Source organism: Photobacterium sp. (assembly GCF_057456235.1).
This window is the reverse complement of the sequence record NZ_JBVCPH010000002.1, coordinates 62,044-77,670: the sequence shown is the minus strand read 5'-3', so window position 1 is coordinate 77,670 and position 15,627 is coordinate 62,044. Positions and strand designations below refer to the sequence as shown.

General features: G+C 44.8%; 14 protein-coding genes. 7 read left to right on the top strand and 7 right to left on the bottom strand.

The features are described from left to right. Positions 1 to 125 precede the first annotated feature (125 nt). Complete coding sequence (locus tag AC2204_RS03045) at positions 126 to 1,001, bottom strand: LysR family transcriptional regulator (protein WP_318924016.1); 876 nt, start codon at positions 999 to 1,001, stop codon at positions 126 to 128. Positions 1,002 to 1,201: 200 nt separating this feature from the next. Here AC2204_RS03045 and AC2204_RS03040 point away from each other — a divergent pair, with 200 nt between their 5' ends. Genes AC2204_RS03040 through AC2204_RS03030 form a run of 3 tightly spaced genes read left to right on the top strand, consistent with a single transcriptional unit; the run spans position 1,202 to position 4,499 of the window. After that, complete coding sequence (locus AC2204_RS03040) at positions 1,202 to 1,426, top strand: DUF1656 domain-containing protein (protein ID WP_318924015.1); 225 nt, start codon at positions 1,202 to 1,204, stop codon at positions 1,424 to 1,426. A 21-nt stretch (positions 1,427 to 1,447) separates the two neighbouring features. Next, positions 1,448 to 2,329, top strand: a complete 882-nt coding sequence (locus AC2204_RS03035; RefSeq protein WP_318924014.1) for an HlyD family secretion protein — start codon at positions 1,448 to 1,450, stop codon at positions 2,327 to 2,329. Between the two features lie 13 nt (positions 2,330 to 2,342). Then, positions 2,343 to 4,499, top strand: coding sequence for an FUSC family protein (locus AC2204_RS03030; protein ID WP_318924013.1), 2,157 nt, complete (start codon positions 2,343 to 2,345; stop codon positions 4,497 to 4,499). A 358-nt stretch (positions 4,500 to 4,857) separates the two neighbouring features. Here AC2204_RS03030 and AC2204_RS03025 read toward each other — a convergent pair whose 3' ends face one another. Beyond that, positions 4,858 to 6,090 (bottom strand): serine/threonine protein kinase, encoded by a 1,233-nt coding sequence (locus tag AC2204_RS03025; protein WP_318924012.1) that lies wholly within the window; start codon positions 6,088 to 6,090, stop codon positions 4,858 to 4,860. Positions 6,091 to 6,573: 483 nt separating this feature from the next. On the opposite strand from AC2204_RS03025, the gene AC2204_RS03020 reads away from it, so the two are divergent. Beyond that, entirely contained in the window at positions 6,574 to 7,506 is a 933-nt protein-coding gene (locus AC2204_RS03020) for a helix-turn-helix transcriptional regulator (protein ID WP_318924011.1), read from the top strand. Between the two features lie 90 nt (positions 7,507 to 7,596). On the opposite strand, the gene AC2204_RS03015 is transcribed toward AC2204_RS03020, so the two are convergent. Genes AC2204_RS03015 through AC2204_RS03005 form a run of 3 tightly spaced genes read right to left on the bottom strand, consistent with a single transcriptional unit; the run spans position 7,597 to position 10,162 of the window. After that, positions 7,597 to 9,057, bottom strand: a complete 1,461-nt coding sequence (locus tag AC2204_RS03015; RefSeq protein ID WP_318924010.1) for a sodium:solute symporter family protein — start codon at positions 9,055 to 9,057, stop codon at positions 7,597 to 7,599. Positions 9,058 to 9,071: 14 nt separating this feature from the next. Beyond that, entirely contained in the window at positions 9,072 to 10,013 is a 942-nt protein-coding gene (locus AC2204_RS03010) for a DMT family transporter (protein ID WP_318924009.1), read from the bottom strand. After that, entirely contained in the window at positions 10,010 to 10,162 is a 153-nt protein-coding gene (locus AC2204_RS03005) for a hypothetical protein (protein WP_318924008.1), read from the bottom strand. The genes AC2204_RS03010 and AC2204_RS03005 overlap by 4 nt, the downstream gene beginning before the upstream one ends. Before the next feature lie 442 nt (positions 10,163 to 10,604). Between AC2204_RS03005 and AC2204_RS03000 the strand changes: the two genes are divergently transcribed. After that, complete coding sequence (locus tag AC2204_RS03000; RefSeq protein ID WP_318924007.1) at positions 10,605 to 11,093, top strand: ion channel; 489 nt, start codon at positions 10,605 to 10,607, stop codon at positions 11,091 to 11,093. 16 nt (positions 11,094 to 11,109) lie between these two features. On the opposite strand, the gene AC2204_RS02995 is transcribed toward AC2204_RS03000, so the two are convergent. After that, entirely contained in the window at positions 11,110 to 11,769 is a 660-nt protein-coding gene (locus AC2204_RS02995; RefSeq protein ID WP_318924006.1) for a hypothetical protein, read from the bottom strand. Between the two features lie 1,535 nt (positions 11,770 to 13,304). On the opposite strand from AC2204_RS02995, the gene AC2204_RS02990 reads away from it, so the two are divergent. Continuing rightward, positions 13,305 to 14,258: a TDT family transporter gene (locus tag AC2204_RS02990; RefSeq protein ID WP_318924005.1), complete on the top strand. Its 954-nt coding sequence runs from the start codon at positions 13,305 to 13,307 to the stop codon at positions 14,256 to 14,258. Positions 14,259 to 14,268: 10 nt separating this feature from the next. Here AC2204_RS02990 and hdfR read toward each other — a convergent pair whose 3' ends face one another. Then, positions 14,269 to 15,129: an HTH-type transcriptional regulator HdfR gene (gene hdfR, locus AC2204_RS02985; RefSeq protein ID WP_318924004.1), complete on the bottom strand. Its 861-nt coding sequence runs from the start codon at positions 15,127 to 15,129 to the stop codon at positions 14,269 to 14,271. A gap of 162 nt (positions 15,130 to 15,291) precedes the next feature. On the opposite strand from hdfR, the gene AC2204_RS02980 reads away from it, so the two are divergent. Continuing rightward, on the top strand, positions 15,292 to 15,627 hold the full coding sequence (locus tag AC2204_RS02980) for a MaoP family protein (RefSeq protein ID WP_318924003.1): 336 nt from the start codon (positions 15,292 to 15,294) through the stop codon (positions 15,625 to 15,627).

Below are 15,627 nucleotides of genomic sequence, written 5' to 3'. Positions count from 1 at the left end.
ACACTTTAAGCAGAGTCAGATTCTAAATCGGTTGGTCTTACCGTTCCATACCTCATCATTTTATACATTGTTATATCCTCACGCTTACGTTGGTTGAATTTCAGTATAACTTTACAACGAGGCCGTCATGTTTCTTCAAAATATTTTAGTAGTGCATTTAATCGGGCGGTATTGCGTAGATGAGGAGGATAGATCATGTATAGGTCGATCTTCTGCAGCGGATACTGCGCCAATATTTGGACTAACTGGCCGTTTTTTAAAGCGTCGGCAACTTGAAAAATGGGTTGCAGAGTAATACCGGCGTCCTCCAGGGCAGCATTGAGCATGGCTTGTCCGCTGTTGATCATTAGTCGTGATGAAATCGCTGGGGAGTAAAATGTATCGCCATCAATAAATTGCCATTGCTGGGTGTGTTTGCTCGAACTGCTTTGCAGGCACTGGTGATCGACCAATTCTTTGGGGTGTTGCGGTATACCGAAGCGTTCAAGATAACGAGGAGAAGCGCAGACAACCATGGAGTAGCTTCTTATCTTTTTCGCGATAAGAGAGTCACTCACCTGGTTATGATCAAGAAAAATAATGTCATAGCCATCTTTAAGCAAATCAATGGAATGATTGCTCAGGCACACATCGATGTTCATTTTGGGGTAGTCATTGTGGAATCTTGCCATTATCGGGGCAAGTCTGCTGATACCAAAATTGACACCTGATGCGACGGTTAATTTACCGCAGGGTTCATTCAGGGTACGGTGGATGTCCTCCTCTGCGGCGTGCAGTTCCGCCAGAATGTTCTTGCACCGGCGATAATATTGTTCGCCAGCCGGGGTAAGGCTTTGGTGCCGGGTAGATTTATTCAGTAACTTGGTACCCAACAAAGTTTCAAGTCCCCTGACATGCTTACCGACCATCTGGGCGCTGAGATTTTTCTCTTCAGCGACAGAGACAAACGAGCCGCATTCTACGGCACGTACAAAAACCTCAATACTGGTTAGTCGATCCATCCTGTCCTCTGTTTACTCTGGTCGTTGTGTAAGACCTATAACGTACTTTATTCGAAACTGTCAGTTTTGATAGTGTATCGTTTCTACCTATTTATTACCTGTAAATCCGTGAGTATCATCACACTTTATATTCACTATGCTGGCTGGGTAATAATTAATCACCGGTGGTGAATATGAGCTGTTGAACTGATTTGGTGAATATGAACACTTTTTTGTCTGCTGCCCCGCGAGAGATTGCCCTGAGCGATCTCTATGTTCCACCGCTGCTGGTCGCCGCATTGATCGGCTTGGTTTTAACGTCACTCACTGTCCGCCTGATGAACAAATTACGCTGGCACCGTTTTTTTGTTATTCCGCCTCTGGTCGAGTTATCGCTGACCGTGATTTATACCGTGCTAATTAGCATCTTTTTCATTCCTTCATAATTGTCTGTTGTGAGTATGCCTGTGTTAAAACGCTTTTTCCTGACGGCGGTTCTTGTTTTGGCCGCCCTGTCTGCTATTGGCTGGAAGTACCAGCATTACCTCGAAAATCCCTGGACCCGAGACGGACAGGTCCGGGCGCAGGTTATCCAAATCACGCCTCGGGTGACGGGTCCGATTGTTTCGCTGCAAGTAAAGGACAATTCGGCGGTTTCAGCAGGTGAGACGTTGTTCGAAATAGATCCGCGGACCTATCAGGTTGCCCTTAACCAGGCTAAAGCCAGTTTGGTGCAGGCCCAGGTTGGATTGACCAAAGTACAGGATGAAGCCCGACGCCAGCAGGCGCTGCATAAACGCGGTTCTGGAGCGGTATCGATATCGACCTTGATCAATGTTAACAAGGCGGTGGAAGCCGCAGAAGCGGGAGTGATGGTTGCCCGTGCCACCGTCGAGCAGGTTGCTCTTAATCTGGCGTTTACCGAAGTGAAGGCACCGACGGATGGATTTGTGACAAACTTAACACTGCGTAACGGCAGTCAGGTTGTAGCCAATCAGCCATCTTTGGCGTTGGTCGACCGAGATAGCTTTTGGATCGAAGGCTTTTTTAAAGAGACCGATATCCATGATGTCAGCCCGGGCGAGCTGGCGGTGGTGACCTTGATGGCATATCCGGACCAACCGCTAAAGGGCCGGGTGGAGAGCATTGGGTATGGCATTGCACATAAAGACGGTAGTACCGGCGTCGATCTGTTGCCAAATGTCAGTCCGACCTTTCAATGGATCCGCCTGGCACAACGGATCCCGGTACGGATCAAGCTTGATGCGATACCAGAGAATGTGCAGCTTAGGGTCGGCACTTCAGCTTCGGTGATGATCATCAAGCATCCTCGTACCGAGCAACCGTAAACAAGGAGGAACAATGATTAGCAACCGCAGTAAACTACCGCTGAAAGTTGCCCTGGCATTAACCTTGGCGATGGTGAGTGCCTTGTGGCTGGGTTGGGATAAGCCATACTGGGCCGGAATCGCGGTTATTGTGATGTCGGTGACGGAAACAACCGGCCACTCGCTGCGCAAAGGGCGCCATCGATTGGTTGGGACGCTGATCGGGGTTATATCTGCTTTTCTGTTTGTCGGTTTCTTTGCCCAGCAGCAACTACCGTTTCTGCTTAGCTTTACCTTCTTCGCCGCATTGTGTGTCTATCTGCAGGCTAACCCCCGTACGGGGTATATCTGGTCGATGGCTCTGACTGTGTGCACCCTGATAGTGGTCATGGGAAAACTGTCGGGGGAGCTGACATTTACGGTAGCAGTGCTGCGTTTGCAGGAGACGGTTCTGGGGATCATCTGTTTTACCTTGGTCTTCAGTCTGGTTTGGCCGACATCCAGCCGACAGGGATTACATGCAACATTGTTGAATTTCTTTACTGATCAGCAGAATAAGATAGCTAAAACGGCTGAAGCTTTAGCTGGAAAAGATATGCTTTTACAGGGGCTTGGATTTGGTGACGGGTTGAAGTTTTTGACCCGGCTTGAGGATCTGCTTCCGGCAGCGATGGTCGACAGTTACCACATCGCGAGCGAGGCCAAGACCTGGAACGGTTTCTTGACACAAACCCGTGAGTGGGCACTTCTTTGCGGGCACCTGTCCGAGGCCTGTGAGTTGCTGGATCCGTCGGTGGTCACCCCTAGCCAGCAGGATATTCAGGCCCTGCTGGCTAGAATTAAACAACGCTTTATGAGTGCAGAAGCGGCGCTCCGGGGAACTGGACAGAATGATAATCCGGATCCCATGATCATCACTTTGCAAAAGGAAATGGTGGAGGATCCCCAACAGCATGGCGCAGTGTTGCAACTGGAGCAGGTACTGAATGATTTAGAGCTATTGAGCCGCGATATGTTGCTCACCTTGTCTGCGGCTTTGGCGCTTAACTCTTTGGATGTCGCCGTCATGCCGAAGGCGTCCTCGTGGCGTGGTTCGCTGGACTGTGAACGTCTGTGTCAGGCTTTCAAAGCATGGGTTATGATCTGGGTTTTTATTGGCTTGTGGTTATTGATCCCGATGACGGGTGGTTCGATGATTGTCATGCTGGGCGTTATCTTAGCGAGTGTGGTGGTATCAATGCCCTTTTGTGATATTAAAGCTATCACATTTAGCATCATCGGCTGGTCCTGCGTTATTTTGCTGCAGTTTGTCTTCGTGATGCCCTACTTTACCGAGGTGTGGCAGCTGGGCGCTTTTTATTTTCTGAATTGTTTTGCAATTTGGTATTGGTTTTATCAGCCTCAGCAGGTGTTGTCCCGGATGCTTGGGTCACAGCTCTTGATCGTTATAACAATGGGGGCGCTCAAATTACAGCCTGTATATGATATTCAAGGCACTCTGCTGCTCTTGTTTTTGATCGGCGTGGCCATGTTGGTGATTTATTTCTTCAACCACGGATTGTTTTCCAGCTTGCCGGAGCGGGTATTTCTCCGCCATATAAAGCTGTTACACCATCTGTTCACCTGGCAACTACGCCGGCTGAGCCTGCGTGCAAAAAAAGGGAACTTATTAACCCGCGTTTGTGGTCAACTCTTGCTTGGTCAGAGCCCGCTCCGCTCAGTGATGCTGGCAGATCAAGCGGTAACGCGGATTGATTGGTCAAGGTATCCAGCGCTTGATAAAGATCAGGTTGCTCCGATCATACCCAAACTCTATACCATTACTTTACGACTGATTTCTCTTCAGGATGGCTATACGAAGTGGTTATCACAGGGCGCAGGTCCCCAAATGACCAAACTACTTGCTGACACGATTATGGGCTTGTCAGAGATACTGGAACGTAGCGGTGATATTGACCATCTTCAACCGCTGGAGAAGAAATTAGAGCAGTTGCAGTTACACTTGCACAAAAGCATGCAGAATATTAATACAGATTCCGTATTACTGGTTTCTTTGACCGCGGAACAAGCGTTACACCTTTATAGGGTTTTAGCCGCTCTGAAGCTGATCATTGCCGATTTCAAGCAATTAACCTCGCAAGTATCATCCGCTAATCTCGGTGAACTTAAGTACAATTACTTTACGCTTTAATAGTAAAAGTCGGCATAGGTTTGTTGCCTATCCAAGAGTAGGGAGGTAATTCTCTATTTCTGCACTGGTTTAATGGGTGCACCGTATCGCCTTACATGCTGCGATGCACACAGAATTACAATTCGACCTTACACCTTGATCATCGTTCCGTTTTACGTGCCGATCTGGCTGTGATCTGTATGCTGTTCTAACTGGCAGGTTTCAGGCATCAGAGCCTCAAAAAGTGACAGCGTCACTCCACCACCTGGCAGACACAAAATAAATAAAAATCCGGGATCAATAGTGATCCCGGATTCTGTCGATATTTAGGATTATTCCCATCCAATAGAATACCCTAAAGGAGACGCTTTATAATTCGTTAGTATTCCCAGTGGCTGATATCGTGCGCGCCTGCAAATTGATTCGGGAAGTAATCTTCACACGTACCCTCACGCCATACATCAGCCGTTGCACAATGTAAGCCGCCGCCAAAGGCATAAGCGTCACGCAAATCAACCGGAACAACCTCAAAACCAAGCTTATCAAACTGCTCTTGCTGGGCTTTTTCCGATGCTTCGACACACACGGTTTTATGGTCAAGGATCAGAGTATTCATTGACAGCCATGTGCTTGAGTAACATAGCGGCGGTGGGTTATCCCACGCAGGGTTAACCGCTTCAACAATTTCCCAGTCATTCTTTTCAAAGATCTCACGCTGGCCTTTGAATAATGGGCGATTGGGGTTAAGCAACATAAGTCCCGGACGAAGCGGGCAGAATGTTGCGTCAATATGGATTGGGTGGTTATCTTCAAAGCTCAAAGTGTGAACACGATAACCCTGAGGTTCATAACGACGTTTGATCCAGCGAATACCGGCTAAGTTCGTTGTCAGTCCATGCTGAACAAAGATATCTTTACCTAAGCGCATGATATCAGCGGCATCAAAAAGAATATCAGTCTCTTTGGTACTGTATTCTTTACGCAGCGAACGTGCCATGGTTTCTGCATCGGAAAGATGTTCATAAGCGGCAACATAATCCATCCGGAAGCTATCATCAGAAAGACGAGGACGTGGCGCTTGTTCAATTAAGCATTCAGGATCAGATTCGAAATATTCGCGCAGTAAATCAACATAAGCGAGATATTCAAAATAACGGCTACGGAAACTCATCGGCGCCATCAGTATGCTTTTACCCATGGTTAACAAGCAGTCTCGTGGCGGCATAACGCCAAAGCCAGAGCTGATGGTGAAATCTGGCGTCGTAATGCGCTGATGCCAATCAACTGCTCCCGGACGGTCGACAATAATTCCACGATCTTCCAGTTGCTTGGCAAAGCCGTTTAAACATTCATTAGCACGATCAATCGACTCTTGAGTCCGGCGCCCAGCTTTCCCTCCACGCATCGGAGAGTCCGCAGGGATTTTTTCATTACTTGCCGGGCATGCCTCTGGAATATGCTGGTTATCGGCAATACCAACAATGACATGACGTAGAGGATCGAAGTCATTATAAGATTCAACATGGAGGCCAGGACGAACATAGGGAACACCACTATCTTTTCTTTCAAGAGGCGCTGAAGCATTTGGATATAGATCGTTGGAAACACTCATTTTATAATCTCCAAGAGAATTAACATGAATAATTAAATAGGTACATTAATAACCATCTCCCAATAAAATATAAGCAGTCTGATGGCTGTTTTTAATTCTTTCTAATTTTTAATTAATAATTAGATGTTTGATACCTACATATAAATACAATATGGATTTAATCTTTATGCTTGATGAGCCTGGAATATTTTTGCTCTTCAATGGTTATAATATGCCGCCTTAGTGTGATGAAATATAGTCATTTAATGCTGACAAATGGCTGATTTATGCTTTCGTTTATCGTCATAATAAATAGATAATTATTGATGCTTATAAAATGTGATCTCTGCCCTGCTATCGAGACAAAAAGTACAACTCACATATGTCACACAAGCATACTATCGATGGCGTTTATGTGGTTTGATATCACGTTTCTAAATTTTCAATGTGGTTTTTATCCTGGTCTACAGCGACGATGTAAGGAGGTAGATCGAGGGAGAGAATATGTATCAGCGCGTTAAGGCCAATACACCTGAATTTCTTATGTTTGATATTCAAGAGGTAGAAGAAACAGAGCATATGATTTTTGCAGCAGATTACATTCTGGTCTGGCCACGCCATTGTGAATGTACGCTGCACTTAGGTACATCACACTATAGTCTTAAGCCCGGGCAACTCGTGTTACTCGCGCCGTTTAATCCTTTCCGTATAGTCTTAGGCTCGCTCGAAGAGGGGGCTGAGCATGGCTGTGATGAGCTCCACTTTCGGTTGAATGCGCTAGGACAGACATTTGTCGACAGTGTGCAATTTAGCAACATTAAAAAAATGTTAGATCAATCACGTAGCGGTATGTTGTTTGATATACCTGCAAGTTCAAACATCTATACCTTTTTGAAAATGCTGGAGAATACGTTTGAATTTTCACAGGTACTGAACCTGCTGAGCTTGCTTCATAAGTTGTCTCATGTACAACCCACAATGAGTTTTCTCGCCGACAGTTTTGAGATAAAGAATAGTCAGAGAATCGAAGATCGGGTTCAGATTGCATTGAAGTATATTGCTAATAATTTAGCTGAGCCTTTATCTGTTTCAATCGTTGCCGAACAATTACATATGGCCGAAAGTACCTTCTCCCGTTTTTTCCATGCCAATATGGGGATCACTTTCCGCCAATATATTATTGAACAACGGGTGCGGCAGGCAGCACGCTATTTGGTCGTCACTGACTGGAGTATTGCTCATATTGGTGCAGAAGTGGGCTTTTCTTCTTTATCTAACTTTAATTCTAAATTCAAATGTCTACTCAAGTTAACCCCCAAGGAGTATCGTTCCAGTCATATCGATATGCGGCATAATATTGGCCAGCATCGCTCTGTTGAAGGACAATTACAAAACCAACTGACCAATACGAATAACGATTACCCATATATTTCATGATGAACTATTGAGCACATCACGCTCCTATTAATAAAGGCTGGCATTTAAAATGACCAGCCTTTATTTTTCACTCATTCATTTTTATTTAAATTAGCGTGAGATAACATTGTGCCCTATAGCATGAAGTTGAAATGCTTTGGCAATCAGCCAGTATGAAAAACACGCCAATATTGATGCGTACATTGGCGCTTCAACCCAGCCAAGATCAAAACGAAGGAAAAGCGTACATCCCGTCACGAAACCAATCACTATAGAGAATAATGCGGCATAGATATTAGAAGGAATAAAGTGAGCCAATAGTGTCGGAGCAACCAACGCCGCCATCAGGGTGCCTGAACCTAAAATAGCCAGCATAGATAGCATAAACGGTGGCGCATATAACATAATAACGAACCCCACCCCGCCCAAGACCCAAACAGCTAAACGGTTCAGATACAACAGAGATTTACCGGAGAGCTTACAATTGGGCCAGATAGCCTGACGCAGATCATGAGAAACCGAGCCGGCGATAGAATGCAATACCGAGTTGGTGGTTGATTTCATCGCAAAGAGGATAAATAACGTCACCACTGCTGAGACAGTTGGCGACAGAAACGTGGTTAAAAATGTCGGCATTGCCTGGTCTGGATTTTCCAGCCCCGGCACTTTAACCCGGGTATAAAGCCCTGCTATGGGTACCAAACTCAGTAAGCAAGCCATCGGGGTCATGTAAGCCGCAATATGGTGTAATTTGGTTTTGGATGATAAGGCCATAAAACGAACAGACATATATGGTAAAGTCGCACTGTAAATAAACGCGTAGGGCAATACCATCAACACGTGCCAGACCGACGATCCATAAGGCCCGGAATCGCTTGGAGCCAGCAAATCGGGATCAATCGCATTCAGGTTATCTAATAGCTCGTAAACAGGCATATCAGAAAAAATTGCCCAGACAATGACCAGTGCCGAAATGCACATCCCGACAACCATAAAAGCATCGGTAAATGCGACCGCCGCTAACCCGCCAATTGAGGTATAAACCACAATGATTGCAATCATTAACAGTGATGCCGTATTGTGATCGATACCAAGCCAGGGACCCGCCAAAAGCCCTAATGCTTTGATTTGACCGACCAGAAAGACCAACAACAGTATGATGGTAATTACCGCCACGAAGGCCTGGGTGATCCGCTTAACCGAGTCTGGCCCATCATGGCTGTAAGCAACGTATTCCGGTAGCGTTAAGCTACCTATCTCCTGCGCTTTTTGATGCAGGAAACGGGCACAGAACAGAACAGCAAAAACCATTGCAGGGGCAAAAAAGAAATTTCCAAGCAGCTCGATCGCTCCGTATTTATAGGCCACACCTGGCGAGCCCATAAATCCCCAGCCGGAAAAGCCTGTCGCCACGATGGTGGCCCCTCCAATGAAGGGCCCCAAACTGTTGGCTGCCAATAGAAAACCACCTTCACCCTTACTCGAATGCACAATCTTGTTACTGTACAGTGCTAAGCCGATCATGATGATCACAGTGGCAATTAGCAGCGCCCAGTTTAATAAGATGGCCATCGTAACCTCCGTGGTTATTGTTGGCTGGTGGCTTTAGCTTGTTTTGCAGTGCTGTGCTTTTTCGCCATCGATAGCACAATTTCACCCATACCACCGCCGATGACAAGCACTCCTCCCAGCGTTTGCAACGCCGTAAGCGATTCGCCAAACATGCTGATACCGATACCCGCCCCCACAACGGTTTCAAAATAAGAGACACAAGCAAGTTCAGCGGCTTTAAGGTGCTTAGCGGCAATAGTAAGAAGTGACAGCGCGCCAAAGCCAATGAAAATACCCATCGAGATCAACCACACCCAAGAGCTGGTATCCATCTTTGCAAGTGACGGCGGGTTAACGGTAAAACAAAGTGCAATGGCAATCGCGCCAAATAAGAAGTTATAGAACGAACGAGAATCAGAGCCGACATCAGTACGGTAGCGGCTGAAGAACAAATACAGGCCGTAGCCAACTCCGGATGCCAAACCTAACATATCACCGATAAAATTCTCTTTTGAAAAGGAGAGTGACACGGTCAGACCATTTGTCGAATCATAGTTAATGATACCGATAATGAATAAACAGCCGATAAAAACTGCGGTTAATAAGCCAGCAGTGAGTTTCGATATTTTTTCCTTCAGGAAAATAGCCGCCAGTATGGTTGAGAATACCGGGCCGGTATAAATGAGGAATACCGCATTGGCCAGTGTTGTATACTGCGTCGATGAAACATATGCCGCCAAGCAAAGCCCTAAACAAGCGCCGCTGGCAATAACTGACGGCGTTAGTTTAGTTGACTTGATCTGCATGGTTTTTTGCTGATGGAACATCAGGGCAAAGACACAAATCGCACCGACAGTCATTCGGGTAAAGGCGATAACATCGCCGCTGGTGTTGATATTACGGGCAAACAATCCGACACAACCCATGAGGGCTGCCGATACAATCATGGTGCTATAACCTAATGTTTTGGTATTCATGACTCACCTCTTCGATCGTTATTATTTGATTGGTCATTGAGCATTCCACCGCCCGTTGTATGTTGATAGCCAAAAATGATGGCCACAATCCCCCATAGCAACAGATTGGCAATAATAAACACATCGACAGACCAATATCCAGTAAGCATTTTTATCCCTTATACAAGATCACAATATACTGATAAAAACGGATAGACTTCGACCGAAGAAAAAACATCCGTCGAACTTATCCATCTGATTTTTATTGATATTACTCTTAACCTTTATTGTTTATCTATCGCCGTCATCTCGTTCAGACAAACAATAAAAAGCCGCTTGTTGGTGTCTATTTTGGATGGCGGACAGCAAGATAACTAGCCAAAAACTGCTGGTTACTTGCTGATTACTGCTGATGAATTTAGTTTGTGAACAGAGGAGGTATTCCGACTCTTTAAGTTATTGAAAAATTGAAAGCAGATCTTTCTGATTGGGGCCATAATAATCTAGCTAGGGGATAAATCATGACGAACGCAGTGCCCCGCCAGAGACTGCTTGGTTAGCCTTTCAAGAGATAGCACTTACGATCCCTCTTCCTATTTAAGGTGATGAACGATGAAAAGATCAAAGCCACCGACGCGATTAAAACGGTTTATGACAGATATCTCGGTTCACACCCCTTTCTCGGAAATGTTAGTGCTATTGATTGTGCTATGGCTCATTTTTTCTGGTGCGGTGTACTTTTCAGAATTGAACAGTGAAGGCTCCTCTATCCGTACCTATGGAGATGCGCTGTATTGGTGCGTCGCTGCATTTACCACTGCAGGAATAGCGGATACACCGATATCGAGTATGGCTCAGTTCATCGGTGGATTATGGATTGTTATTGGTTCAACGTTGTTCTTTGGGGCTATCGTTGCAACGGTTACCACCTATTTCATGAGGCCGATGCAGCGACCTCATAAAAGGATAATTGATACCATCGAATACAACCTCGAACAATTGAATGATCTGACTATTGACGAGCTTGATTTATTGAAGGAAACAGTTGATACATTGATCATCCATGTCGAACGTATTAAGCAAAAACAGACAAGAAAGTAAACGGCCTCTTAATCCCTTATTCAACAAAACTTTCTTGTCTTTGTCGCTTTTCAACTTGCTGTTTGAACATGGCAAGCGATCCTTCGAATTCGGGCAAAATAATGAATGTCTTTGTGCTTGATTGATAACGGCCAATCTGGCGCTGTTCCGGACGGAACGTAAAGGTGTAATCATCCAGCTCTTCGCGAAGGCAAAACTCATCATCACGATATTGTTTCTGCTCACCACTGAAACAACGATTAAAAAAATTCAGCAGTTCGTGAGCATGAGGCGACTGAAAAGTTTGATCGCCGATCGTGGCACCATTTAGATCAGACACTAACACACGGTAACTATGTACACTGTATTTCATTATATCGAACAACTTACGCCGCTGTAACTGAGTCGGTTTTACCGCAACATGCACCCGCCCTCGCGATTCATAACGGATTGCCCCGGTCGATGCCATGAGATTAACAATGGTGATTTCATCAATAATCCCAACCATCTCTTGAGGCATTAATGCCGCTACTGCCCGGTGAAACTGGCGGTTCTCCATGTCAGATCGTTGCAAATTCAATAAACGGCCATCAGGTAAAATATAACCGCCATCTTTAATGTGCCGAGTGATACCAAAATGAGCCTCAAGTTTGGACAGTAGTGCATCATTAAAATTAATTACTTGTTGGATGGTCATGCCCACTCATTGAAAAATTGCAGAAATAGCATTTATTTATGATTAACTAAAATCATAAATATATCAGTGCGTAAGCTCTCATTATGATGAAATCCTGTTGCAGGTTTGAGTGGTATTAATAAAAATGGCTCTTCTGAACAAAAAGATCGTTATTCACACTACTGAACTGCACTCGAATTAATATCAATAACAATGTCGGGGAAATAATAAGAGCAACGAATGATGAATTGGCGCAAATACTGTCGAAATATTGACGGAAATGGTCATTTTCTCGACAATGAACACCGCAGTTCAACTCATAAATACCGCTGGTTTATTTTTAACATACTTTCTTTCGTTATATCCGTACATAAGCCGTCAGGCTCGGTAACCATACTTAAAGTATGACTATTTCCTATGCCACTTAAACATTATAGCTTTCTCCCCTCAAACCACCTGTTCCTTGAAATCACGCACTCTTTATTCTTTTACCTTAAAATGACCCACTAAAATGAAATCATAAATACCAACACCATTAGAGACAAAGAGATATACCGAAGTAACCTCAAGATGCTTAACCATTCTGATTTATTCAGCAATGCCTTCAGATGAATAGTTCAGACGGAGACACCGGATAGATTAAATTTCGCCCAATACGGTGAATCTGCTTGCAGTGAGTTACCCACTGTTTTTGTGGATAAACCAACTTATACATTAAAAAACAACAAGATAATATTTTCAATATATAAAATAAGAATATTGCACTATCTCCGAGGACGGAAATGAAATCCATGAAAATTCTTGTTCCACATAGCATGTCCCATGCGAATGCCGGTATGACAAAAAGCACTAGGCTGCATTTTTACCCATGATTGTGAATAATAAAAAAGCTATATCATTGCAGATTAAATAAAACACTTATAACAAAGAAAGCCGCACCATTGCAGTGCGGCTTGATTTTGTATCTTTACCTACCTTTGTCTACTTACTCAGCACACACAAGGTTATTACGGTCTATTGGAACTTCGCCACTCATTACGTTGAGTTTGCCGTGTTCGATACCATTCAATAGGATTCATCGAACTCTTCTGTTCTGGCGAAGAAAAAATATTTAAAACAATATTTATGGTGACACTAACCAAATTGTTAACATTTAAGTATTCACTTAGACGCTTTTACATTTACTTGTCACAAGTCGCTCGTTGACTCGATATCAGCGGCAACCCGAAACCTGCATTCTAGAGCATAACGAATACGGCTCTGTTCCTCCGAGAATCTAAAGCATTAATAATTACTCAACACAGGCTTCATATTAAATATGGTCTTACTTTTCGATTTTCGCAAATTATTTTCTTGTTGCCAGTTCACATAAATACCAGCGCAATTCAAATTCAATCAACATGCCTATCAGATTCATTAACTTACGCCTATTAATGTTTTTCCATCCTTACAACGCCCAATCTTATTATTTTTTGAACTCTCCAAGAGCATTGCATTGCCTTTATAGTGTAAGCTTCTGGTTGAATTTCGACCGGTAACGAGGAGGCACAAGGTTAATGGCAGCAATAGGTAATGCTTTTCGAACGATTCCCACAGCACAAGCGGCATTGGCGCTCGCAGTCACCGGAATGGGATTGGCATGGTCACTTTTCTTACCGGATAGCGCGAGTGCCATTCGCGGTGCTTGTGCCTTAATTGGTCTCTGTTTACTCATTCCTGTTGTTCTGAAATATACCTTTAACCCTCAGCTGTTTATTCAGGATTTACGGCATCCGCTGTATGGTAGTCTGATGGCTCCGATGACCATGACTCTGCTGGTTCTGTCTGATTACCTTTCTTCCATCCATGTTGAAAGCGCACGTCTACTTTGGTACCCGGCACTATTTTTACATTTTGCTATGCTGGTACTGTTCTTCGGCTTTCAATTGCAAAAATTTCGGCTAATCCACTTGTATCCGAGTTGGTTTCTGTATCCGGTCGGCGCGATCAGTGGTTCCTTTGCAGGGCCCCAGTTAGGGCACACCGATTTTGCTCTGGCGATGACAGAAATCTGCATTACTATCTACTTTATTATGCTGCCTGTTGTGTTGTACCGGCTCTGTTTTGCCGGTCGCTTACCCCGCCCGGCCAGACCAACCCTGGCTATCATGGCTGCCCCGGTCAATCTGTCATTAACCGCTTATCTGCTGAATATTGAACAACCCGATCCTATTTTGACCGGCGCCTTGGCGGGTGTGGGTATTACCATGACGATTCTGGTCTATCTGTGCTATTTGGATCTGCTCAAACAAAAATTTCAGCCATCACTCGCGGCCGTTACATTTCCTTCAGTGATCAGCGCCGTCTCAATTGACCACCTGACCACTTGGCTGGTCATCGACTACCCGCAATGGGCTTGGCTGGAAAAGCTGGGGATCTTTGAGATCACCGTAGCAACCGGCTTAGTACTCTGGGTCGGATGGCAATATTACCGGTATTATCAGCCGCAATATCAACGCTTCAGCCGTTAGTAAATGCCTCTTACACACTTGCCGCAACCATTTTCAGTGGCACTTCCAGTATATCTTTAATCAACTCTTGCTTTTCATTATCTTCACGCCAAACCAGATATAAAGCCTGCTCCATGAGAGGAGCGCCTTGCACCAGATACAGCTCGCCATCTTCCACTCTCTGGCTGACCACGGGAGCCGGCAGGTAACCTACACCGCCATTGGCAATAATATACTCCAGTGCCATGCGGGAAGAGTGGGTGTGCAAAATCGGAGTGCGTTGCAATTCGGCCACTCGACCGTGTTCAATCGCGAAACGGGTCCCCCAATCCAGGTACACAAGAGGCATGTCACGCAGATCATCCATATTGCAATTCGGACGATGAGTGATCAACTGCAGTTGGAAATCACGAACTTTCAATACATTGAAGTTCTCAACTTTTGGTGGCTCACTGGTAATAAAAAGATCGATATTTTTTTCCAGCAGCGACTTTGATAAGTCATGCCGTGGTACCGACTCCAAACGCAAAGCCAGCCCCGGTACCGCACCGTAAATGCGGTTTATCCAATCGGAGATTCCGTCAAACTCCCAAAACAATGAAGATGCTCCGATGGCAATTTGGATGTTGTAGTTTTCCGTCAGCGCGACATCATGCTTAGCCCTGCCCCAAGTTTGTAAAATGGCTTCCGCATAAGGCAGCAGGCGTTCACCCGCTCCGGTTAGCTGAACATTACCGCGTTGGCGCGTGAGCAGGGGGTTTCCGAGTTGTGATTCGAGCTGCCGGATACGAAAACTCACGGCTGACTGAGTCAGGTATAAATTCTCTGCTGCACGGCCAAAATGACGGGTTTTTGTCACTTCCAGAAAGGTCTTGAGTAGTTCAGTATCCAAAATTTTCTCTCGAAATTAAGAAGATAAAAGCTAACGACATCATACAGCGCGGCACTTCAATCGGCTGATAAATTTTTTTTATCGTTAACGCGAAAAGTTTTTGTTTTACACAAAATACAGTTTGGATTAAATATCTGCAAAATATTTATAGGAATGGCACAAATGAGAAGCGAAGGTAAATTTTACGACGATAAAAATTTCCCTCGGGGATTCAACCGAAGTGGAGATTTCACTATCAATGAAGCCGACATACTGGAAAATTTTGGCCGGACCATGAAAGCCCTGTACGAAAGGCAGATCACACCGCTTGAAGAATCAGAAGTGAATTTCGTCAAAGAGATCACAGGTCAACAGGAAGTGACTTCCCATTATGCAAGATGCTGGCTTAAATACCTGAACAAAACACAAAATAAGTCAATAACCTATACTTTATGTAACACCCAGCGCAATAGCAACGAAAGCTACGGCGAATCAGACATAGAGTTTGACGAGGTATAA

Bases quoted from the DNA above. Each gene is read 5' to 3' on its own strand.
- AC2204_RS03005 (WP_318924008.1), bottom strand. From the start codon at position 10,162: ATGCTTACTGGATATTGGTCTGTCGATGTGTTTATTATTGCCAATCTG.
- AC2204_RS03015 (WP_318924010.1), bottom strand. From the start codon at position 9,057: ATGGCCATCTTATTAAACTGGGCGCTGCTAATTGCCACTGTGATCATC.
- AC2204_RS03030 (WP_318924013.1), top strand. From the start codon at position 2,343: ATGATTAGCAACCGCAGTAAACTACCGCTGAAAGTTGCCCTGGCATTA.
- AC2204_RS03025 (WP_318924012.1), bottom strand. From the start codon at position 6,090: ATGAGTGTTTCCAACGATCTATATCCAAATGCTTCAGCGCCTCTTGAA.
- AC2204_RS03020 (WP_318924011.1), top strand. From the start codon at position 6,574: ATGTATCAGCGCGTTAAGGCCAATACACCTGAATTTCTTATGTTTGAT.
- AC2204_RS02995 (WP_318924006.1), bottom strand. From the start codon at position 11,769: ATGACCATCCAACAAGTAATTAATTTTAATGATGCACTACTGTCCAAA.
- AC2204_RS02980 (WP_318924003.1), top strand. From the start codon at position 15,292: ATGAGAAGCGAAGGTAAATTTTACGACGATAAAAATTTCCCTCGGGGA.
- AC2204_RS03000 (WP_318924007.1), top strand. From the start codon at position 10,605: ATGAAAAGATCAAAGCCACCGACGCGATTAAAACGGTTTATGACAGAT.
- AC2204_RS02990 (WP_318924005.1), top strand. From the start codon at position 13,305: ATGGCAGCAATAGGTAATGCTTTTCGAACGATTCCCACAGCACAAGCG.
- AC2204_RS03045 (WP_318924016.1), bottom strand. From the start codon at position 1,001: ATGGATCGACTAACCAGTATTGAGGTTTTTGTACGTGCCGTAGAATGC.
- AC2204_RS03010 (WP_318924009.1), bottom strand. From the start codon at position 10,013: ATGAATACCAAAACATTAGGTTATAGCACCATGATTGTATCGGCAGCC.
- AC2204_RS03040 (WP_318924015.1), top strand. From the start codon at position 1,202: ATGAACACTTTTTTGTCTGCTGCCCCGCGAGAGATTGCCCTGAGCGAT.